Origin of the sequence: Sphingopyxis italica (assembly GCF_011926545.1) — a bacterium.
GTDB classification, from domain to species: Bacteria; Pseudomonadota; Alphaproteobacteria; order Sphingomonadales; family Sphingomonadaceae; genus Sphingopyxis; species Sphingopyxis italica.
In genome coordinates this window covers 317,386-337,094 of the sequence record NZ_JAATIT010000002.1, presented here as the reverse complement: position 1 = coordinate 337,094, position 19,709 = coordinate 317,386, and the positions used below count along the sequence as shown (strand labels likewise).

General features: G+C 65.2%; 20 protein-coding genes. 13 read left to right on the top strand and 7 right to left on the bottom strand.

The features are described from left to right. The first annotated feature begins 65 nt into the window (after positions 1–65). The 6 genes from GGR90_RS09330 (at position 66) to GGR90_RS09305 (ending at position 5,927) form a co-directional block, all read left to right on the top strand. Positions 66–296, top strand: a complete 231-nt coding sequence (locus GGR90_RS09330; RefSeq protein ID WP_167921158.1) for a hypothetical protein — start codon at positions 66–68, stop codon at positions 294–296. Positions 297–525: 229 nt separating this feature from the next. Further along, complete coding sequence (phaR, locus tag GGR90_RS09325) at positions 526–1,065, top strand: polyhydroxyalkanoate synthesis repressor PhaR (RefSeq protein ID WP_167921157.1); 540 nt, start codon at positions 526–528, stop codon at positions 1,063–1,065. A gap of 44 nt (positions 1,066–1,109) precedes the next feature. Further along, positions 1,110–2,636 carry a proline--tRNA ligase gene (proS, locus tag GGR90_RS09320; RefSeq protein ID WP_167921156.1) on the top strand — a complete coding sequence of 509 codons (1,527 nt, stop codon included), beginning with the start codon at positions 1,110–1,112 and terminating at the stop codon, positions 2,634–2,636. Between the two features lie 71 nt (positions 2,637–2,707). Next, complete coding sequence (locus GGR90_RS09315) at positions 2,708–3,058, top strand: DUF6152 family protein (RefSeq protein ID WP_167921155.1); 351 nt, start codon at positions 2,708–2,710, stop codon at positions 3,056–3,058. Positions 3,059–3,068: 10 nt separating this feature from the next. Next, a complete protein-coding gene (locus GGR90_RS09310) occupies positions 3,069–3,554 on the top strand; it encodes a hypothetical protein (RefSeq protein ID WP_167921154.1) in 486 nt (161 codons plus the stop codon). A 60-nt stretch (positions 3,555–3,614) separates the two neighbouring features. Continuing rightward, positions 3,615–5,927 (top strand): ribonuclease R family protein, encoded by a 2,313-nt coding sequence (locus GGR90_RS09305; protein ID WP_167921153.1) that lies wholly within the window; start codon positions 3,615–3,617, stop codon positions 5,925–5,927. Between the two features lies 1 nt (position 5,928). On the opposite strand, the gene GGR90_RS09300 is transcribed toward GGR90_RS09305, so the two are convergent. Further along, a complete protein-coding gene (locus GGR90_RS09300; RefSeq protein ID WP_167921152.1) occupies positions 5,929–6,711 on the bottom strand; it encodes a helix-turn-helix domain-containing protein in 783 nt (260 codons plus the stop codon). Positions 6,712–6,829: 118 nt separating this feature from the next. Here GGR90_RS09300 and GGR90_RS09295 point away from each other — a divergent pair, with 118 nt between their 5' ends. Beyond that, positions 6,830–7,219 (top strand): hypothetical protein, encoded by a 390-nt coding sequence (locus GGR90_RS09295; RefSeq protein WP_167921151.1) that lies wholly within the window; start codon positions 6,830–6,832, stop codon positions 7,217–7,219. A gap of 141 nt (positions 7,220–7,360) precedes the next feature. Here the strand turns inward: GGR90_RS09295 and GGR90_RS09290 are convergent, their stop codons facing one another. Beyond that, positions 7,361–7,816: a universal stress protein gene (locus tag GGR90_RS09290; RefSeq protein WP_167921150.1), complete on the bottom strand. Its 456-nt coding sequence runs from the start codon at positions 7,814–7,816 to the stop codon at positions 7,361–7,363. Positions 7,817–7,975: 159 nt separating this feature from the next. Here GGR90_RS09290 and GGR90_RS09285 point away from each other — a divergent pair, with 159 nt between their 5' ends. The 4 genes from GGR90_RS09285 (at position 7,976) to GGR90_RS09265 (ending at position 13,010) form a co-directional block, all read left to right on the top strand. Beyond that, positions 7,976–9,274, top strand: a complete 1,299-nt coding sequence (locus GGR90_RS09285) for a pyruvate dehydrogenase complex dihydrolipoamide acetyltransferase (protein ID WP_167921149.1) — start codon at positions 7,976–7,978, stop codon at positions 9,272–9,274. A gap of 209 nt (positions 9,275–9,483) precedes the next feature. Next, entirely contained in the window at positions 9,484–10,881 is a 1,398-nt protein-coding gene (gene lpdA / locus GGR90_RS09275; protein WP_167921147.1) for a dihydrolipoyl dehydrogenase, read from the top strand. A 79-nt stretch (positions 10,882–10,960) separates the two neighbouring features. Then, positions 10,961–11,602, top strand: coding sequence for a phosphatase PAP2 family protein (locus GGR90_RS09270; RefSeq protein ID WP_167921146.1), 642 nt, complete (start codon positions 10,961–10,963; stop codon positions 11,600–11,602). A 73-nt stretch (positions 11,603–11,675) separates the two neighbouring features. Beyond that, positions 11,676–13,010 carry a Xaa-Pro dipeptidase gene (locus GGR90_RS09265; RefSeq protein ID WP_167921145.1) on the top strand — a complete coding sequence of 445 codons (1,335 nt, stop codon included), beginning with the start codon at positions 11,676–11,678 and terminating at the stop codon, positions 13,008–13,010. A 4-nt stretch (positions 13,011–13,014) separates the two neighbouring features. On the opposite strand, the gene GGR90_RS09260 is transcribed toward GGR90_RS09265, so the two are convergent. After that, on the bottom strand, positions 13,015–13,794 hold the full coding sequence (locus GGR90_RS09260) for a tyrosine-protein phosphatase (RefSeq protein WP_167921144.1): 780 nt from the start codon (positions 13,792–13,794) through the stop codon (positions 13,015–13,017). Between the two features lie 2 nt (positions 13,795–13,796). Further along, on the bottom strand, positions 13,797–14,600 hold the full coding sequence (locus tag GGR90_RS09255; protein ID WP_167921143.1) for a crotonase/enoyl-CoA hydratase family protein: 804 nt from the start codon (positions 14,598–14,600) through the stop codon (positions 13,797–13,799). Between the two features lie 51 nt (positions 14,601–14,651). Here GGR90_RS09255 and GGR90_RS09250 point away from each other — a divergent pair, with 51 nt between their 5' ends. Next, a complete protein-coding gene (locus GGR90_RS09250) occupies positions 14,652–15,791 on the top strand; it encodes an acyl-CoA dehydrogenase family protein (RefSeq protein ID WP_167921142.1) in 1,140 nt (379 codons plus the stop codon). Further along, complete coding sequence (locus GGR90_RS09245) at positions 15,788–16,489, top strand: acyl-CoA dehydrogenase family protein (protein ID WP_167921141.1); 702 nt, start codon at positions 15,788–15,790, stop codon at positions 16,487–16,489. The genes GGR90_RS09250 and GGR90_RS09245 overlap by 4 nt, the downstream gene beginning before the upstream one ends. Before the next feature lie 4 nt (positions 16,490–16,493). Here the strand turns inward: GGR90_RS09245 and GGR90_RS09240 are convergent, their stop codons facing one another. From GGR90_RS09240 to GGR90_RS09230, 3 genes are read right to left on the bottom strand one after another with little or no spacing between them, the layout of a single operon-like run. Further along, positions 16,494–17,624 carry a CaiB/BaiF CoA transferase family protein gene (locus tag GGR90_RS09240; RefSeq protein WP_167921140.1) on the bottom strand — a complete coding sequence of 377 codons (1,131 nt, stop codon included), beginning with the start codon at positions 17,622–17,624 and terminating at the stop codon, positions 16,494–16,496. 17 nt (positions 17,625–17,641) lie between these two features. Continuing rightward, complete coding sequence (locus GGR90_RS09235) at positions 17,642–18,892, bottom strand: acetyl-CoA C-acetyltransferase (RefSeq protein ID WP_167921139.1); 1,251 nt, start codon at positions 18,890–18,892, stop codon at positions 17,642–17,644. 26 nt (positions 18,893–18,918) lie between these two features. Then, positions 18,919–19,701, bottom strand: a complete 783-nt coding sequence (locus tag GGR90_RS09230) for an SDR family NAD(P)-dependent oxidoreductase (protein ID WP_167921138.1) — start codon at positions 19,699–19,701, stop codon at positions 18,919–18,921. Between the last annotated feature and the right edge of the window lie 8 nt (positions 19,702–19,709).

Below are 19,709 nucleotides of genomic sequence, written 5' to 3'. Positions count from 1 at the left end.
CAGCACCCAGAAACAGGTGCGACTTTGTCATTGATAACTCCCCGGTTGTCCGTTCAAAAAACAAGATGAACGAATTGCCGCTAGGAAGACGCAAAAAGAATCAGAGCACAAGCCTTCCGTGGCAATTTGATGTCACCCGCCATTTATGGCATGTTTTCTGTGATATTTGCGCAACACTCGCTTCTTCGGATGGAGACAAACCGACGTTAATAAATTTTCTTGGCGCGACAGGAAAAAACGCCGGAAGCGGTTGGTGCGGCGAAATATTGCAGATCTATCGCTACAATCGAAACTAAGTTTCCTTCCCGTGTTTTGGACGCTGCTCCTGTCAGTACAGGACGAGGTGCGGCTGGCACCGTCGGCATCGCTTGGCCGAACCGAAAGATGCGCCTTTTGATCCTTGCCGACTCGCTTGGCCGCCTCGCGCCGCATGTTGCGACGCATCATAATTTGATGCTAATGCTGCGGCTTGTCCGGTGCGGCGCGGTCGCCAATGGTTCCGGGATGCAGGGAGCGCGGGTAAAAATGGCGAAATCCAAGGGGGCGGCGGAAGATGACGTCGTCACGATCAAGAAATACGCCAACCGGCGCCTCTACGACACCGAACGCAGCTGCTATATCACGCTCGACGATCTGGGCACGATGGTCCGCGACGGCCGCGATTTTCGCGTCGTCGATGCCAAAAGCGGCGAGGACATCACGCATAATGTGCTCACGCAAATCATCATGGATGAGGAAACGCGCGGCGAAACCTTGTTGCCGGTCAATTTTCTGCGTCATCTGATCGGCATGTACGGCGACAAGATGCAGTCGATGGTCCCGCAATATCTGGAAGCGTCGATGACCGCGTTTCGCAAGAACCAGCAGGATGTCCGTTCGGCATTCGAAGGCGCGCTCGGCGCGAACCCGCTCGCCGAACTCACCCGCCGCAATATGGAGATGTTCCAGCAGGCCGCCGGGGCCTTCATCCCAGGCGCCGGCGGAAGCAAGGCGAAAGACGCCGAGATCGCCGCGCTGAAGGCCGAAATCGCCGACCTCAAGGCCGAGCTCGCAAGCAAGAAATAACCGGGGCCGCTCTCGCCGCCCCCAAAGCACAGAAAACAGGACAGATGATCAAGCATGCGCTCAGCGTAACCCGCCAGGCCGACTTCGCGGCCTGGTATCAGGATGTCATTGCCGAGGCCGACCTCGCCGAGGAATCGGGGGTGCGCGGCTGCATGGTGATCAAGCCGTGGGGTTATGGCATCTGGGAACGCATCCAGACGGTGATGGACGCCGCGATCAAGGATGCCGGCGTTCAGAACGCCTATTTCCCGCTCTTCATTCCCTTGAGCTTCTTTGAAAAGGAGGCCGACCATGTCGATGGTTTCGCAAAGGAAATGGCGGTCGTCACCCACCACCGGCTGATTGTGGATGGGAAGGGCAAGCTCGTCCCCGATCCCGAGGCGAAGCTGGAAGAGCCGCTGATCGTCCGCCCGACGTCCGAAACGGTGATCGGCTCGGCGATGAGCCGCTGGGTGCAGAGCTGGCGCGACCTGCCGCTGAAGGTCAACCAGTGGGCCAACGTCGTGCGCTGGGAAATGCGCACGCGCATGTTCCTGCGCACCAGTGAGTTTCTTTGGCAGGAAGGCCATACCGCGCACGCAACCCGCGAAGACGCGATGGCCGAGACGCTGCGGGCGCTCGAAATGTACCGCGCCTTTGCCGAGGATGTCCTCGCAATGCCGGTGATCGCCGGCGAGAAGCCCGAGAATGAGCGTTTTCCGGGCGCCGTCGCGACCTATTCGATCGAGGCGATGATGCAGGACGGCAAGGCGCTGCAGGCCGGCACCTCGCACTATCTCGGCACCGGTTTCGCCGAGGCGGCGAACATCCGCTATCAGGACAAGGACGGCGGCCACAGCCTCTGCCACACGACGAGCTGGGGCACGTCGACGCGCATGATCGGCGGCGTTATTATGACGCATGGCGACGATGACGGGCTGCGCTGTCCGCCGCGCATCGCGCCGCACCATATCGTGATCGTGCCGATGCTGCGCGACAATGACGAGGATACCGCGGTCCTCGATTATTGCCGCGACCTCGAAAGCCGGCTCAAGACGCTCGACGCCTTCCGCGAGCCCCTCCGCGTGCTGTTCGACACCGGCGCGAACAAGCCGCAGACCAAACGTTGGGGTTGGGTCAAGAAGGGCGCCCCGATCATCGTCGAGGTTGGCCCGCGCGATGTCGCGGGCGGCAATGTCGCGGTGATCCGCCGCGACCGGCTCTACAAGGACGACGGCAAGCTCAACTCGGCGTTCGTCGCGAAGGGCGATTTCGTCGCCGACGCGGTCGCGACGCTCGAAGACATCCAGACGAGCCTCCATGCCGAAGCGAAGGAACGGCTCCACGCCAATATCCGCCGCGACGTCACCGACCTGAAGGCGCATTTCGCCGGCGACGACAAATTCGCCGGCTGGGTCGAAGTGCAATGGTCACGGCCGAGCGGGGCGACGCTCGACAAGATCGTCGAGCAATTGAAGGCGCTCAAGTTGACGATGCGCAACACGCCGCTGGGCGCCGCCCCCGCGGACGACGCCTGCTTCTTCACCGGCGAACCGGCGGTCGAGCGCGTGCTGATCGGGCGGACCTATTGAACCGCGACGCGCTTGCATGGAAGGGCATAGGTCCTTAGCCTTCGCGCCGAGGGGCTCGAAGGAGACTGTCGATGCGATTTCCCCTGTTGATCGCGGCGGCTACGCTGGCCTTCGCCGCGCTTCCCGCCGCAGCCCATCATGGCTGGTCGTCCTATGACGAAACCAAACCGGTCACCTTGACCGCGTCTTTCTCCGAACTGTCGTGGGGAAACCCGCACGGCAGCGCGAAGATGCGCTGGAAGGGCAAGGTCTGGGACGTCATCCTGGCGCCGGTCGGCCGCATGGAAGCGCGCGGGCTGACGCGCGCCGAGATCGAGCCCGGCAAACGCTTTCGCCTGACCGGCTATCTCCGCCGCGACGGCACCGCCGAAATGCGGATCGAGCGCGTGATGATCGGCAAGAAGACGGTCGAGCTGCGCTGAGCAAGGTCGCGTGGAGCCCCTTCTGACCGCCGCCGCGGCATGGCTCGATACCGTCGGCATCGGGCCATGGTCGCGCGGGTCGGCGCTGGTCTATCCCGTCGCCAATACATTGCATCTGCTGGGTCTCGTCATGCTGGTCGGCGGCATCGGCATCGTCGATCTGCGGGTCATCGGCCTGTGGCGCAGGCTGCCGATCGCGGAGCTGTCGCGCGCGCTGACGCCCGTTGCCATCGCCGGGCTGGTCCTGATGGTAGCCAGCGGCACGATCCTGTTCGCCGCCGACGGCGCGGCACTGGCGCGGTCGGCCATTTTCGAACGAAAATTGATCATCGTCGCTGCGGCACTGGCGAACGCCGCCGCCTTTCGGTGGGCATGGAGCGCGCGTATTGCGGGCTGGACGGATGGAGCGCCGCGCCCGGCGCAGGCGATGGCCGCGGCGTCGCTGCTCCTGTGGCTCGCGGCGGGCGCATCGGGCCGCTGGATCGCTTACGGCTGACGATGGAGAGGGCGTGCTATCGCTTGGTAAAGCCCGCTGGCGCGCTTATAGCTTCGGCTAATGAAAAAACGTTCGAATAATTCGCCCGGCTTGCCCAGCAGCGAGCAGATCCTCAACTTCATCACGGCGTCCGATCAGCCCGTCGGCAAGCGCGAGATCGCGAAGCATTTCGCGCTCCACGGCAATGACAAGATCGCGCTGAAGGCGCTGCTCAAGGACATGACCGACGAAGGCCTCGTCGATCTGGCGCCGGGCCGCGCCTTTCACAAGCATGGCGGCCTGCCGCGTGTGACCGTGCTGCGCGTCGCGGCGATCGAGGGCAGCAACCTCTGGGCGGTGCCCGATCGCTGGGAAGGCGCCGGCCCCGCGCCGCGGCTGCGCGTGATGGAGCAGGGACGGAAAGGCGCGCTCGGCGTCGGCGACCGCATTCTTGCGCGCACCGAAGAGCACGGCAGCGGCCACGTCGCGCATCCGATGAAACGCTTGGCAGCGAGCGCCGAGATGGTGATCGGCTTGCTCGTCGAGGATGTCGGCCCGGGCGGCAAGCCGATGATCTGGCTGCGTCCCGCCGACAAGCGCGCGCGCTATGACTTCGCCGTCGCCGACAAGGGCGACGCCGCCATCGGCGATCTGGTGCGCGCCGAACTGACGGGGCGTGGTCCGGCGATCAAGGCAAAGGTCGTCGACCGCATCGGCGATCCCTTCGCGCCCAAATCGCTGAGCATGATCGCGATCGCGCGGCACGAGATTCCGCACGTCTTCGACGGCGAAACGCTCGCCGAGGCGGAGAAGGCGGCGAAGCTGCCGCTCACCCCCGACGGACGCGAAGATCTGCGCGACCTGCCGATCGTCGCCATCGACCCCATCGATGCCCGCGACCATGACGACGCCGTGTGGGCCGTCCCCGACGAAGACCCCGGCAACAAGGGCGGTTTCCGCGCGATCGTCGCGATCGCCGACGTCAGCTACTATGTCCGCCCCGATGGGGCGCTCGACCGCGAGGCGCGGCGGCGCGGCAACAGCGTCTATTTCCCCGATCAGGTCGTGCCGATGCTGCCGGAAACGCTCTCGGCGGGCGTTTGCTCGCTGAAAGCCGGGCAGGACCGCGCCGCGATGGCGTGCCATCTCGTCATCGACAAGCATGGCAAGGTGACGTCATGGCGCTTCGCGCGGGCGCTCGTCCGGCTGCGCGCGAACATCGCCTATGAACATGCGCAAGCCGCCTATGACGCCGACGCGCCGCGTGACGAATGGGATGCCGATGTACTCCCGACGCTCCGGAATTTGTGGGCGTGCTGGGCGCTGCTGGCGAAGGCGCGCGCCTCGCGCGCACCGCTCGATCTCGACCTGCCCGAACGGCAGGTCATCCTCGATGAGGCGGGCGGGATTGCGGAGATTCGCGTCCGCGACCGGCTCGATTCGATGCGGCTGATCGAGGATTATATGATCGCGGCGAACGTCGCGGCGGCGAAGGCGCTCGAGGCGAAGAAGTCGCCGGTGATGTACCGCATCCACGAACCGCCGAGCCGCGAGAAGCTCGTGAGCCTGAAAGACTATCTCGAAACCTTCGAACAGAGTTTCGCGCTGGGGCAGGTGATTACCCCTGCGGTGTTCAACCGCCTGATCGACGGCTTTTCGGAGGACGACCGGCTGCCCGAGATCATGCAGGCGATTTTGCGCAGCCAGACGCAGGCCTATTACGGCCCGGCCAACGCGGGGCATTTCGGGCTCGCGCTCGGCAGCTACGCGCATTTCACCTCGCCGATCCGCCGCTACGCCGATCTGATCGTCCACCGCGCCCTCGTCGACGGCTACCGCCTCGAAGTGCCGGGCAAACCGAAAGACCTGCCCGCACGCACCGGGCTGGGCGAAGCGGATGCCAAGGGCCTTTCGCGCATCGGCGAGGCGATCAGCGCGCTGGAGCGCCGCGCGATGGAAGCCGAGCGCGAAACCGTCGACCGCTATGTCGCGGCCTATCTTGCGAGCAAAACCGGCGAGATCGTCGCGGCGCGGATCACCGGGGTGCAGCCCTTCGGCTTTTTCGCCACGGTCGACGGGCTGGGCGGCGACGGGCTGGTGCCGGTGTCGACGCTGGGCAGCGAACGCTTTTTCTATGACGAAGCGGCGCGCAGCCTCGACAGCGAGCATGGCCGAGTGAGCTTCACGGTCGGGCAGCGGCTCGACCTGAGGCTGATGGATGCCAACCCGATCAGCGGCGCGCTGCGCTTCGAACTCCCCGACGCGCCCGAAGGCGGTTTCCGTAACCGCCCGCCGCGACGTGACGGGATGAAGGGCAAGGACAAGGCGGGCAAGCATATGGTCGGCAAGCGCGGCCGCCCTGCGAATATCAAGCATAAGGGGCGGAAACGGTAGTTCAGGCAGCCGCCATCGCCTGCAACAACGCCGCACTCTCCGCGTCCGCCGGGAAGAACGCCTCGATCGCCAGCTCCGAGAGCGTGATATCGACCGGCGTGCCGAAGATCGTCACGGTCGACACGAAGCGGATCTGCCCCATCGGCGTGTCGAGGATCAGCGGCACCGCAATACCGTTCGCCGCGCTGCCATGATCGCCCTCGGCGTCGCCACCATAGTCCGCAAGCTCCTCGCGCAGCGCGATCAGCCCGGCATCGGCGCTCGCGTCGATCTGGTGATCGAGCCGTTCGAGCAGATGCGCGCGCCATTCGCCGCGATTGACGATGTGCGGCGCGAGCCCCTTTGGGTGCATCGCGACGCGCAGCACATTGACCGGCGGCTCGAACAATTCGGGCGCCGCGAGCTGCGCCAGCAGCGCGACCGCGGCGTTCGCCGCCACCATGTTCCAGTGGCGATCGACCGCCAGCGCGGGGTAGGGCTCATGCCCCTTCAGCACATGTTCGACGATCGCCCGCATCCCCGCCATTTCGTCGCTGTCGAGCGGTCGCTCCTGATAATCGGGCGCATAACCGCCCGCGAGGAGCAACGCGTTGCGCGCGCGGTGCGGCACCTCGAGGCAATCGGCGATGCGCTGCAACATCGCCGCGCTCGGTTTCGAACGCCCCGTTTCGATAAAGCTCAAGTGACGCGTCGAAATCTCGCTGTCGAGCGCGAGGTCCATCTGGCTCATCCGGCGCCGGACGCGCCATTCGCGGAGCTGTTCGCCGAGGGAAGCGGGCTTCATCATCATTCTCCTTCGTAACGTCCGCTATACCCCGGCCTTCGGTTTTTCCATTACCTCACGCGTAATCGACGCCATTCACTCCGGGGTCCAATTGGGGCGGGTCGAAAGGAGAATCACTATGTCGATCCGCAATCTCAAATATATCCTCATCGCCGACGCCGTCACCTGCACGGGGGTTTTCGCCATCGGCCTGCTCGCCGCCGCGCCGGTCGGCGCGCTGCTCGGCCTGCCCGCGAATATCGTCGCGGTTGGCGGCTGGATCTGCCTCGCCGCCGCGCTGCTGATGGTCGTTGCCGCTTTGCAGAAGGTGCCGAATCCGGCGCTGGTCAAGCTGATCGCGCTCGGCAATCTCGGCTGGGTCGCCGCGAGCTTCGCGGTCGTCGCGACTTTTGCCGTCCAGATGACCGGCCTCGGCATCGCGGTCGTCGTCGCGCAGGCTTTCGCGGTGCTCGGCTTCGCGATCCTCGAGTGGAAGGCGGTGGCGACGCCGCGCGTCGCCGCCGCCTAGGACCGATCGGCATTTAGTTCCTGGTGAGTCGAAAATGGTGGTTTTCCGTGACCCGGAGCGCAGCGTGCTTTCTGCACGTGAGCACCGGAAGCGCGGGACGCCGCCATTTGCAGGCCGCCAGGGGCTGAATGCCGATCGGTCCTAACTCAGCGCATCGAGCCGGGTAATATCGATCCCGCCCGGCACCAGCATCACCGGGCACGGGAGCGCCCCCGCATCCTGTCCGGTGAAAAAGGTCACGAGCGGCCCCGGTGCGCCGCTCGCGGCCGTTGCGAGGACCAGCGCCGCGACCTCGTCGTTCGCGCCGATCAGTTCGCACACCACGTCTGCCGGTTTGCCCGACTTGACCATGACCTGCGGCGTTACGCCCGCTTCCTGCACGACGGCATCGCCGGCGGCGGCGACCAGTTCCTCGGCATGTTCGCGCGCTTCGGCCTCGATCGTCGCCTGGACGCCGCCGAAGGCGACGAAATCCTGCGGCGGGATGATCGCCAGCACGATCACGCCGCCGCCCGTTCGTGCCGCGCGCCGCGCCGCGAAGCGCAGCGCGAGCGACGCCTCCGGGCTGTCGTCGATCACCACCAGATATGTCCGCATCGCCCCGACCCCTCGTGTTTTTGCTTGGGTGGGAGAGTGCGTCACATTCGTATGAAACGCAAGCTGGCCCGCTGGACCTTGACCGGGACAGGGCTTATGGCGAGGAAGAATCCGTAGCGGCAGGCCCCGCCTGCAAGACTGACAGGGACAAGCCTAGACATGCCAATCGAATTGAAAATGCCCGCTCTCTCGCCGACGATGGAGGAGGGCACCCTCGCCAAATGGCTGGTGAAAGAGGGCGATACGGTCAAATCGGGGGACCTGCTCGCCGAGATCGAGACCGACAAGGCGACGATGGAGTTCGAAGCGGTCGACGAAGGCACGATTGCGCAGATTCTCGTCGCCGAAGGCACCGACAATGTGAAGGTCGGCACCGTGATCGCGGTGATCGCGGGCGAGGACGAAGATGCGTCGAGCGCGAAGGCGGCGCCGACGCCGGCGCCTGCCGCCGAGCCCAAGGCCGAAGCCCCGGCGCCGGCACCCGCTGCGGCTCCCGCGCCGACCCCGGCACCCGCGCCGGCTGCCGCCCCCGCTGCACCGGGCGACCGCATCAAGGCGAGCCCGCTCGCCAAGCGTCTCGCCGCCGAACAGGGCATTGACCTCAAGGGCGTGACCGGCACCGGCCCCGGCGGCCGTATCGTCAAGGCCGACCTCGAGGGCGCCCCGGCGGGCGCCGCGGCCCCCGCGGCCGCAACCGCCGCTCCGGCGCCTGCCGCGGCCGCGGCCGCGCCAGCCCCGGCAGCAGCCGGCGCAATCCCCGATTTCGGCATCCCGCACGAGGACGAAAAGCTCAGCGGAATGCGCAAGACGATCGCGCGCCGCCTCAGCCAGTCGATGCAGGAATCGCCACACATCTACCTCACCGTCGACATCCGCCTCGACGCGCTCCTGAAACTGCGCGGCGAGCTCAACGCCAGCCTCGAAAGCCGCGGCGTCAAGCTCAGCGTCAACGACATGCTGATCAAGGCGCTCGCGGTCGCGCTCGAACGCGTGCCGGCGTGCAATGTCAGCTTCGGCGGCGACGTGATGCGCAAATACAAGCGCGCCGACATCTCGGTCGCGGTCAGCATCCCGGGCGGCCTGATCACCCCGATCATCGTCGATGCGGGCGGCAAGTCGATGTCGAAAATCTCGACCGAAATGTCCGAACTCGCGGCGAAGGCAAAGGAAGGCAAGCTGAAGCCCGAAGAATATCAGGGCGGCACCGCCTCGATCTCGAACATGGGCATGATGGGGATCAAGCAGTTCACCGCGGTGATCAACCCGCCGCAGGCGATGATCATGGCGATCGGCGCGGGCGAGAAGCGGCCTTATGTGGTCGACGACGCGCTCGCGATCGCCACCGTTATGTCGGCAACCGGCAGCTTCGACCATCGCGCAATCGACGGCGCCGATGGGGCGCTGCTGATGAAGACCTTCAAGGAACTGGTGGAGAACCCGCTGGGGCTGGTGGCCTGATCAGGGAAGGGCGATGCGCTTCGTTCGACAGCTTCTGCATTGGTTGGTCGGACTGCTCGCGCTCGCCATTCTGGCCGCCACGGCCAGTTGGATTTGGCCTGAAGATTCAAGGCAAATATGGTTTCTCGCCTATGCGGCTATAGCCGCTTCCGTGTTTTGGGAGTTGATCGACAAACTCCGCAACCGGAATGGCGAACAAGGAGATAATTGTGGCTGACACCAACTACGACCTCATCGTCCTCGGCTCGGGACCCGGCGGCTATGTCGCGGCGATCCGTGCGGCGCAGCTTGGACTCAAGACCGCGATCGTCGAGCGCGAGAATCTCGGCGGCATCTGCCTCAACTGGGGCTGTATCCCGACCAAGGCGCTGCTGCGCTCGGCCGAAATCTATCATTATATGCAGCATGCGGGCGATTACGGCCTGATCGCCCAGCAGATCAGCGCCGACATCGACGCGGTCGTCAAGCGCAGCCGCGGCGTCGCGAAGCAACTCAGCCAGGGCGTCGCCTTCCTGATGAAGAAGCACAAGATCACCGTCCATATGGGCGAGGGCAAGCTCACCGCGCCGGGCAAGCTCGAAGTGAAGGGCGAGAAGGGCACCGAAACCCTGACCGCCAAGAACATCATCGTCGCAACCGGCGCGCGCGCGCGCGACCTGCCGTTCGCCCCCGCCGACGGCAAGCGCATCTGGACCTATCGCCACGCGCTCGTCCCGCCCGAAATGCCGAAGAAGCTGCTCGTCATCGGATCGGGCGCGATCGGGATCGAATTCGCGAGCTTCTACAGCGACATGGGTGTCGACGTGACCGTCGTCGAAATGCTCGACCGCCTCGTCCCCGTCGAGGATGCGGATGTGTCGGCCTTTCTTGAAAAATCGCTCAAGAAGCAGGGCATGACGATCTTCACGGGCGCCGGCGTCGAGGAACTGAAAGCGACCGCGAACGGCGTCACCGCGAAGATCAGGACCAAGGACGGCAAGACCGAAAGCGCCGAATTCAGCCACGCGATCGTCGCGATCGGCATCGTCCCGAACACCGAGAATATCGGGCTCGAAGCACTCGGCGTGAAGACGACCAAGGGCCATATCGACACCGACGCGATGTGCCGCACCAACGTTCCCGGCATCTGGGCGATCGGCGACGTCACCGCGCCGCCGTGGCTCGCGCACAAGGCGATGCACGAATCGATCATTTCGGTCGAGGCGATCGCGGGGGGCCACCCGCACGCGATGGACCCGCGCAACATCCCGGGTTGCACTTATTGCCGCCCGCAGATCGCCAGCGTCGGGCTGACCGAAGCGAAGGCGAAGGAACTCGGTTACGAGGTCAAGGCCGGCACCTTCCCCTTCATCGGCAACGGCAAGGCGATTGCGCTGGGCGAGTCCGAGGGTTTCACCAAGACCGTGTTCGACGCGAAGACCGGCGAGCTGCTCGGCGCGCACATGATCGGCGCCGAAGTCACCGAACTCATTCAAGGCTATACGATCGGCAAGACCGCCGAGCTGGTCGAGGATGATTTCATCGGCACCGTCTTCCCGCATCCGACGCTCAGCGAAACGATGCACGAGGGCGTGCTGGCAGCGTTCGGACGGCCGCTGCATATCTAAGCTTCACTAATTTCGTCATTCCCGCGAAAGCGGGAACCCAGTTGCACCGTCAGCTCGCTGGGTTCCCGCTTTCGCGGGAATGACAAAGGGGGGACATGTAATAGCCAAGATCGACCGACTACCTGTCATTGCTGCGGCGCTCCTCCTCACCACCATCCTGCTCGGCTTCGTAGTCGGTGCCGGCTGGACGCATGCCGCCGACTGGCAAATCTCTCACGGCCTTGCGATCCGCGCCGACGAAAGCGACCCCGCCTTCGTCGCATTCATGCAATGGGCCAGCTGGATCGGCGGCGGCACCCCGCGCTGGATCATCGTCATCCTGCTGTGCGGGCTCGTATGGCACTGGTGCGGGCCGCGCTGCGCGGTCGCGCTCGGCGGCGCGTCGCTGCTCTCGAACCTTGCGTCGAGCGTACTGAAGCTCGGTTTCGGCCGCGCGCGGCCCGACCTGATCGATCACCTCGACCATCAGACGAGCTTTTCCTACCCCAGCGGCCACGCGACGAGCGCGGCGACGGTCTACCTCCTCCTTGCCTGGCTCGCGCCGCCGCGCTGGCGGCCCTTCGCCTGGACGCTCGCCGCGGCGATGATCATCCTCAACGGCTTCTCGCGGATCATGCTCGGCGTTCATTGGGCGAGCGACATCGCGGGGGGCACGATGCTCGGCGCGGCGTTCGCGCTGCTCGGTGCTTGGTGGGTTGCCAAGCACAGGGCGACCGCCTGAAGCATTTTCCGCTGTCCTATTTTGCGGCGGTTTGCCATCTAGTTTGCGGGCAAGAACAACGGGCGGGGTAAACATGCAATCGCGAGTGAAGTTAGGGAGTTTTCTGCGGGGAATCGCTTTGGGCTCGACGGCGTTCTTTGCCGCCTTGACCATGCCGGCACAGGCACAGGACGCCGCCGGCCAGACCGTCATCACCGCCGCGCGCTATATCGACGTGCTGACCGGCAAGGCGGTCGAGTTTCCCGCGATCTTCGTCGGTGCCGACGGCCGCATCACGAACATCGCCGATGCGCGCACGGTGCGTTGGGGATCGAATGTCAAGCATATCGACCTTGGCGATAAGACGCTGCTTCCGGGCCTCATCGACATGCACGTCCACCTCGACGGTCCCGCCGACATCGGCGGCTATCGCGGACTCGAATTCACCGACAGCTTCTGGGGCATGACCGCCGTCAAGAATGCCAACGACATGCTCGGCGCGGGCTTCACCACGGTGCGCAACGTCGGCTCAAGCGACCGCAACGACATCGGGCTCAAGCAGGCGATCGACGCCGGCTATGCGACCGGGCCGCGCATCGTCCCCGCGGGCTATGCGCTGGGCGCGACCGGCGGGCATTGCGACAGCACTTACCTGCCGCCGAGCCTGGAGAAGAAGGACGGCAAGGAAGAGGGCATCGGCGACACGCCCGACGAGCTGCGCTATCAGGTCCGCCGCCAGCGCAAATATGGCGCCGAGGTAATCAAGGTGTGCGCGACCGGCGGCGTCTTTTCGCGCAACACCGAACCGGGCCAGTTGCAGGTGTCGGAGAAGGAACTCGCCGCGATCGCCGACGAAGCGCATCAATGGGGCCTTCGCGTCGCCGCGCACGCGCATGGTGCCGAGGGCATCCGCGCTGCGATCGCGGCGGGCATCGATACGATCGAGCATGTCAGCCTCGTCGACGACGAGGGCATCCGCATGGCGCTCGCGCGCAAGCGTCCCGTGTGGTTCTCGATGGATATCTACAACACCGAATATACGCAGGCCGAAGGCGCGAAGAACGGCGTGCTCGAGGATAATCTCCGCAAGGATCGCGAAATCGCGCAGATTCAGCGCGACAATTTCCGCAAGGCGGTGAAGGCGGGCGTGCGCATGGTGTTCGGTTCGGACGCCGGCGTGATGCCGCACGGCGACGTCGGCAAGCAGTTCCGCGTCATGGTCGAATATGGGATGACCCCGATGCAGGCGATCCAGGCCGCGACGAAAACCGCCGCCGAGGCGCTCGGGCGCGAAAAGGACGTCGGCGCGATCGCGGTCGGCCGCTATGCCGACATCGTCGCGGTCGACGGCGATCCGCTGACCGACGTGCGCCAACTCGAAAGCGTCGATGCGGTGGTGAAGGGCGGAGTGCTGGTGCGGGGCGAATAGGCCCCTAGACCACCAGCCGGTCGAGCAGCGCCTCGCGCATCTCGGGGGTGAAGTTCAGCACCCCCTCGGCATAGGTCGCGATATCGCCATGATCGCGGCGCACCGTGGCCAACGCGGCGTCGAGATAGGCGGGATTGACCGACATCAGCGCGCGGATCGCATCGTCGTGGATTTCGGCACCGTAGCGCGATCGGATATGCGCGGCGCCCTGCGCGATGCGTTCCTCGATCTTGCCCGCGGTGTTGGTGAGAAGATAATCGTGCATCAGATCGTCTTCGTGGACGCCAAGCAACCGGTGGACGATCGCGACGGCGAACCCCGTGCGATCCTTGCCGGCAACGCAGTGGACGAGGCTCGGCGCATCATATTCGGCGAGCGCCGCCAGATAGAGCCGCAACGTCGCGACAAGCGCGGGGCGATAGGGCATGCCGGCATAGGTGTCGATCATCCGTTCGCGCGCCGTCTCGACATCGATCGTCCCGCCCGCCGCCTGCAAATGCGGCGCGAGCCCCGCCGTCACCCCGCCCGCGAACAGCACGCGCGCCGCGAAATTATCCGACCGCCGGCACGGGTGCATCTCGCGCTCGTCATCGCCGCGCAGATCGACGACCGTCTCGAGCCCCAGCGCGTCGAGCGCGGTCAAATCCTCGTCGGTCGCCGCCTCATGGTGCGCCGAGCGCCACAGCGTTCCACCGCGCAACCGCCCGCCGCCCTCGACGGCATAGCCGCCATAGTCGCGAAAATTGTGGATGCCGGACAGCGGCAGGACACGCTCGGCGAGCATGGTCATTCTCCTGTAAACATAGGGGGACGCTTTTCGACGAAGGCATTGATCGCCTCGCGGTTATCCGCGGTTTCGTGGACGATCGCCTGATAGGCTGCACTGAGTTCCAAAATATCGCTCATCCGGCTGTGCTGCGCTTCGCGCAGCAGACGTTTCGTCAGACGCAGCGCGCGGGGCGGGTTGCAGACGATCCGCTCGGCGATGGCGATCGCGCGGTCGAGCAGTTCCGCATCGGGCACGACGTCCGTGACCAGACCATATTCCTTTGCCTGCGCGGCGTCAAAGCGGTCCCCGGTAAGAAACAGTTCGGCGGCGCGCGGATAGCCGAGTATCTTCTGGAGCAGCCAGGCGCCGCCGTCGCCCGGGACGATCCCGACCTTGATAAAGCTGCACGCGAATTTCGCGCTCTCGGCCGCGATGCGAATATCGCAGGTGCAGGCAAGGTCGGCGCCAAGGCCGATCGCGTGGCCGTTGACCGCGGCGATCATCGGAACCTCGCAGTCCATCAGCGCGCGGATCACCGCCTGCACGCCCTTGCGGTAATTGGCGCGGGTGGAATCGGGCTGATCGAGCACGCCGATGCCGGTGCGGTCTTGCATCCCTTTCAGGTTCCCGCCGGCGCTGAACGCCTTGCCGCTGCCGGTCAGGATGATCGCGCTGACGCCCCGGTCGTCGCCAAGGGTGCGCAGCGTGTCGATGATGTCCTGGCAGTCTTCGTGGGTGCCGATCGCATTCATGCTTTCGGGCTTGATCATCGTCAGGATCGCGATCTTGCCCCGCCGCTCGACACTCAGAAATTCGCCCATCTTCAATTATCCTTTGCTGACTAACCAAAGCTATTGCATGGCTGGTGCGACATGCAAGGCTTTGCGCTCTATCCTTTCGATCCGCCCGGTGACGTTGCCGCACTGCGCACCGATTTGCGGGGCTGGCTTGCGATGAATCAGCCGCAGGATGATGTGGTCGCGCGGGCCAATTGCTGGGCGAGTTTCGATCCGGATTTCAGCCGCGCGCTCGGTGCCGCAGGCTATGTGGGAATGACATTGCCGGCGCAATATGGCGGCGGCGACCACCATCCGCTCGAACGCTATGTCGTGATCGAGGAATTGCTGGCGGCGGGAGCGCCCGTCGGCGCACACTGGATCGCCGACCGTCAAACCGGTCCGCTGATCCTGCGCTACGGCAGCGAGGAACAACGCGAGCGTTACCTGCCCGGAATCGCGAAGGGCGAGCTTTATGCCTGCATCGGCCTGTCCGAGCCGGGCGCCGGATCCGACCTTGCCGCCGTGCGGACCATCGCTCGCGAGACGACAGAAGGCTGGCGCATCAACGGCCAGAAAATCTGGACCACCGGCGCGCATTTCTCCCACATCATGCTCGCGCTCGTCCGCACCGAGGAAGGTAGCGAGCGTAATGCCGGGCTCAGCCAGCTGTTGATCGACCTCGATACGCCCGGCATCACGATTCGCCCGATCATCGACATGGCGGGGCATCACGACTTCAACGAAGTCTTCTTCGACGATGTCCTCGTGCCGCACGGCGCGCTGGTCGGGACGCGCGGGCAGGGATGGAAACAGGTCACCGCCGAACTCGGCCTCGAACGCTCGGGGCCGGAACGTTATCTGTCGAGCCATGCGCTGCTGGCCGCGCTGGTCGATGCGGCGGGCCCCGATCCCGATCCGGCGGTCGCGGGTCTGATCGGCGAGCTCACCGCCGAGATGTGGACGCTGCGCCAGCTGTCGATGTCGACCGCGGCCAAGCTCGCGGCGGGCGAGGATCCGATGGTCGAGGCGTCGGTGGTGAAGGAACTCGGCAATGCCTTCGAACAGGATATGCCGCGCCGCGTGCAGGCCATCGTCGATTGCGCCTGGGACGGTGACACCGATCTCGCCAAACTGCTCCGCGCGCTGCTCATCGCGTCACCCAGCTTCTCATTGCGTGGTGGGACGCGCGAAGTGATCCGCGGGATCATCGCGCGCGGATTGGGCCTCCGATGAGCGAGGCGCGTGATATGCTTTGCGATACCGCGCGCGCGGTGTTTGCCGAAGCGTCGGCAACAGGGATGACGCCAATCGAGGAGGCGGGCTTCGATCTCTTGCTGGTCTCGGAAGATCAGGGCGGTTTTGGCGGCGACTGGGGCGACGTCGACGCCGTGCTGCAAATCGCTGGAGTGGCCGTGCCCGAGCTACCGGTCGCCGAGTTCATCGTGAACGAGGCACTTCTTGCTGCAGCAACCGTCAGCCTGATGGCGGGCGCAATGGCGCAGGCGTTCGCGCTGTCGATTGACCATGTGAATACCCGTCAGCAGTTCGGACGGCCGCTCGGCAAATTCCAGGCCGTGCAGCAATCGCTCGCGGTCATGGCGTGCGAAGTGCGTGCGGTCGATGCCGCGGCGGCGGCGCTGGCTGCGCGGCTGGATGCCGTGGGCCGCGACCCGTTGGCAGCCGACTTTGAAATTGCGGCGGCGAAACTCCGCGCCAACCGTGCGGTCGGCGTCGTCACCGCCATCGCGCACCAGGTGCATGGCGCGATCGGTTTTACCGGGGAATATGACCTCCACCGCGTGACGATCCCGCTGATGCGCTGGCGCAGCGCCCAAGGGAACGACGCTCATTGGGCTCAAATTCTCGGCCGTCAGGTCGGCGGTTTTGGCGGACGCGGCCTTTGGGAAGCGATGGCCGCGCGCGGCGCCTGAGCCGTCAGCGCACCGCGCCGCCTTCGCGGAGCGCGGCAATCTTGTCAGCGTCATAACCCAGATTCGCTAGCACAGCATCGCCATCGGCACCGACCGCCGGGGCCGGGCTCGGCGTGTCGTTGACCGTCACAGAATAGCGCGGCGCGGGCGCGGGCTGCACCGCCCCGCTGACCGTCAGGAAGGTTTCGCGTTCGACATTGTGCGGATGCTGCGGCGCTTCGCTCAGCGACAGGATCGGCGCGAAGCAGACGTCGGTCATTTCCATGATCGCGCACCATTCGTCGCGTGTCTTGGTCTTGAACAGCGCAGTCAGTTTCTCCTTGAGCGGCGCCCATTTCGACGGGTCCATCTGCGCATCGAAATCGGGATCATCGATGAGACCCGTCTTTTCGCGGAGCAACGCATAGAATTGCGGTTCGATCGAGCCGATCGAGATGAACTTGCCGTCGGAACACACATAACTGTCGTAAAAATGCGCTGCCCCGTCGAGCATGTTGACGCCGGCTTCATCCTTGAGCCGCCCAGCGGCGTGGAAGCCCCAGGTCATGCCCGCGAGCAGCGCCGAACCGTCGGTCATCGCACAGTCGATCACCTGACCCTCACCGGTGCGCGCGGCGTGGACGAGCGCGCTCGACATGCCGAAGGCCAGCATCATGCCGCCGCCGCCGAAGTCGCCGACATAATTGACCGGCGGCACCGGCTTCTCGCCCGCGCGCCCGATGCCGTGAAGGACGCCCGAGAGCGAGATATAGTTGATGTCGTGCCCCGCAGCCTGGGCATAGGGGCCGAACTGCCCCCAGCCGGTCATGCGGCCGTAGACGAGCTTCGGATTGTCGGCGAGCAGCACCTCGGGGCCGAGCCCGAGCCGCTCCATCACGCCGGGGCGATAGCCCTCGATGATCCCTTCGGCGCTTTTGCACAGCTCGCGCGCGATCTGCACGGCATCCGGGTTCTTCATGTCGAGCGCGATCGACGTCCGGTTGCGGCTCAGCGGATCGCGCGGGTCCATGAAGCCGCCGGGGCGATCGATGCGGATCACCTCGGCGCCATGGTCGGCAAGCATCATGCCGCAGAAGGGACCGGGACCAATGCCGGCAAATTCGATGATCCTGATACCCTTCAGCGGCCCGGCCATGATGCTCTCCCTGTCCCTCAGATACGTTCGATGATGATCGCGGGCGCCATGCCGCCGGCGGCGCACATGGTGACGAGGCCATAGCGGCCGCCCGAACGTTCGAGCTCGTCGAGCGCGGTCCCGATCAGGATCGACCCCGTCGCACCGATCGGATGGCCGAGCGCCATCGCGCCGCCGTTGATATTCACCTTCTCACGGTCGAGATCGAGATCGCGGATGAACTTCTCTGCAACGACCGAGAAAGCCTCGTTGATTTCCCAGACGTCGATGTCTTCCTTCGTGAGCCCGGCTTTTTCGAGCACCTTCTTCGCCGCCGGAACCGGCGCGTTGAGCATCAGCGTCGGATCGTCGCCGATATTGGCATAGGCGACGACGCGCGCTCGGGGCTTGAGGCCGTGTTTGTCGGCATAGTCCTTCGACGTCAGCAGCAGCGCCGCGGCGCCGTCGACGACACCCGACGAATTGCCCGCGTGGTGGAAATGCTGGATTTCGACGTCGGGATACCGGCGGTTGACCTGCTTGCGGAAGGTGAAGCCGCCGCCGAGGTCGAAATCGGCAAGGCCGGTGAAAGCAGGCTTCAACGAGGCAAGGCCCTCGGCGGTCGTTTCGGGCCGCGGAAATTCCTCATGGTCGAGCGCGACGCTGCCGTCGGTGTTCAGGACGGGTACCACCGATTTGGCGAAGCGGCCTTCCTTGATCGCGCGATCGGCGCGCTGCTGGCTGACGAGCGCGAGCGCGTCGAGTGCTTCGCGGCTGATCCCTTCGATCGTCGCGATCGCGTCACCGCACACACCCTGATGCGATTGCGGGTGGAGTTCGTCGAGCGCCTCGTGGCCCGACCCCATCAGGCGCGGCGGCAGCCCGGCGTTCGCCTGTTCGGCGGCATGGGCGGTCGTATAGCTCATCATCTCGGTGCCGCCGGCGATGACGCAATCTTCCATGCCGCTCATCACGCTCGCGGCAGCGAAGTTGACCGAGCTGATGCCGCCGCCACAGAAGCGGTCGAGAGTGGTGCCCGAGGCTTTGGTGTCATAGCCCGCCGACAGCGCCGCCATGCGGCCGAGGTCGCCGCCCTGCTTGCCGTTCTGCGACGAGGTCGACCAGACGATGTCGTCGACGGTCGCGGTGTCGAGGTTATTGCGGTCGCGGATTGCGGCGAGCACGGTCGCGGCGAGGTGCTGGGGGTGGAGGTGCGAGAGCGCGCCCTTGCCGGGCTTGCCCACTCCGCGAGGGGTACGAACGGCGTCGATGATATAGGCTTCGGCCATGAGGGAAATCCTTTCGGTCGGGAAGATTAGCGGGGAGCCATGCGAATGGCGCCATCGAGGCGCACCGCCTGGCCGTTGAAATAGGTATTACGAACCATCTCCATCGCGAGACTCGCATATTCCTCGGCTTTGCCGAGGCGCTTGGGGAAGGGGACCGAGGCTTCTAGGCTCTCCTTCACCTTCGGGTTCATATTATTGAGGAGCGGCGTGCCGAACACGCCCGGCATGATCGAATTGACGCGGATGCCGAGATCCATCAGGTCGCGCGCCATCGGCAGGACAAGCCCGTTCACGCCGGCTTTTGCCGAGCCATAGATGACTTGGCCGATCTGGCCATCCTGCGCCGCGACCGAGGCAGTCAGCACGATCGCGCCGCGTTCGCCATCTTCCATTTCGGGAAGGCTAGCCATGCCTTCGGCGGCGATCGATGCAACACGATAGCTCGCGGTCAATATGCCTTCGACGCCAAAGGCATAGTCGGCGGTGGGCGTCCGGCGATAGCCTCCGGTTTCCTTGTCATAGGCGAGCGTCTTGCCGCGGCGCGAGGTCATCGCGCAATGGACGCAGACGCGCTCCTGCCCATGCGCGGCGCGCGCCTTGGCATAGCCATCGAGGACCGAGTGTTCATCGGTGATGTCGACATGAACAAAAAGCCCGCCGATCGACGCCGCGACCTCCTCGCCGAGCGCATCGTTGATGTCGAAGATCGCGACCTTCGCGCCCGACGCGGCGAGCGCCTCGGCGGTCGCGCGGCCAAGGCCCGACGCGCCGCCGGTGACCACGGCCGATATGCTGGAATCGATTTTCATGGGGAGGC

Bases quoted from the DNA above. Each gene is read 5' to 3' on its own strand.
- GGR90_RS09300 (WP_167921152.1), bottom strand. From the start codon at position 6,711: ATGAAGCCCGCTTCCCTCGGCGAACAGCTCCGCGAATGGCGCGTCCGG.
- GGR90_RS09265 (WP_167921145.1), top strand. From the start codon at position 11,676: ATGCAATCGCGAGTGAAGTTAGGGAGTTTTCTGCGGGGAATCGCTTTG.
- GGR90_RS09295 (WP_167921151.1), top strand. From the start codon at position 6,830: ATGTCGATCCGCAATCTCAAATATATCCTCATCGCCGACGCCGTCACC.
- GGR90_RS09235 (WP_167921139.1), bottom strand. From the start codon at position 18,892: ATGGCCGAAGCCTATATCATCGACGCCGTTCGTACCCCTCGCGGAGTG.
- GGR90_RS09270 (WP_167921146.1), top strand. From the start codon at position 10,961: ATGACAAAGGGGGGACATGTAATAGCCAAGATCGACCGACTACCTGTC.
- GGR90_RS09290 (WP_167921150.1), bottom strand. From the start codon at position 7,816: ATGCGGACATATCTGGTGGTGATCGACGACAGCCCGGAGGCGTCGCTC.
- proS (WP_167921156.1), top strand. From the start codon at position 1,110: ATGATCAAGCATGCGCTCAGCGTAACCCGCCAGGCCGACTTCGCGGCC.
- GGR90_RS09260 (WP_167921144.1), bottom strand. From the start codon at position 13,794: ATGCTCGCCGAGCGTGTCCTGCCGCTGTCCGGCATCCACAATTTTCGC.
- phaR (WP_167921157.1), top strand. From the start codon at position 526: ATGGCGAAATCCAAGGGGGCGGCGGAAGATGACGTCGTCACGATCAAG.
- GGR90_RS09230 (WP_167921138.1), bottom strand. From the start codon at position 19,701: ATGAAAATCGATTCCAGCATATCGGCCGTGGTCACCGGCGGCGCGTCG.
- GGR90_RS09255 (WP_167921143.1), bottom strand. From the start codon at position 14,600: ATGGGCGAATTTCTGAGTGTCGAGCGGCGGGGCAAGATCGCGATCCTG.
- GGR90_RS09305 (WP_167921153.1), top strand. From the start codon at position 3,615: ATGAAAAAACGTTCGAATAATTCGCCCGGCTTGCCCAGCAGCGAGCAG.
- GGR90_RS09315 (WP_167921155.1), top strand. From the start codon at position 2,708: ATGCGATTTCCCCTGTTGATCGCGGCGGCTACGCTGGCCTTCGCCGCG.
- GGR90_RS09240 (WP_167921140.1), bottom strand. From the start codon at position 17,624: ATGGCCGGGCCGCTGAAGGGTATCAGGATCATCGAATTTGCCGGCATT.
- GGR90_RS09330 (WP_167921158.1), top strand. From the start codon at position 66: ATGAACGAATTGCCGCTAGGAAGACGCAAAAAGAATCAGAGCACAAGC.
- GGR90_RS09285 (WP_167921149.1), top strand. From the start codon at position 7,976: ATGCCAATCGAATTGAAAATGCCCGCTCTCTCGCCGACGATGGAGGAG.
- GGR90_RS09245 (WP_167921141.1), top strand. From the start codon at position 15,788: ATGAGCGAGGCGCGTGATATGCTTTGCGATACCGCGCGCGCGGTGTTT.
- GGR90_RS09250 (WP_167921142.1), top strand. From the start codon at position 14,652: ATGCAAGGCTTTGCGCTCTATCCTTTCGATCCGCCCGGTGACGTTGCC.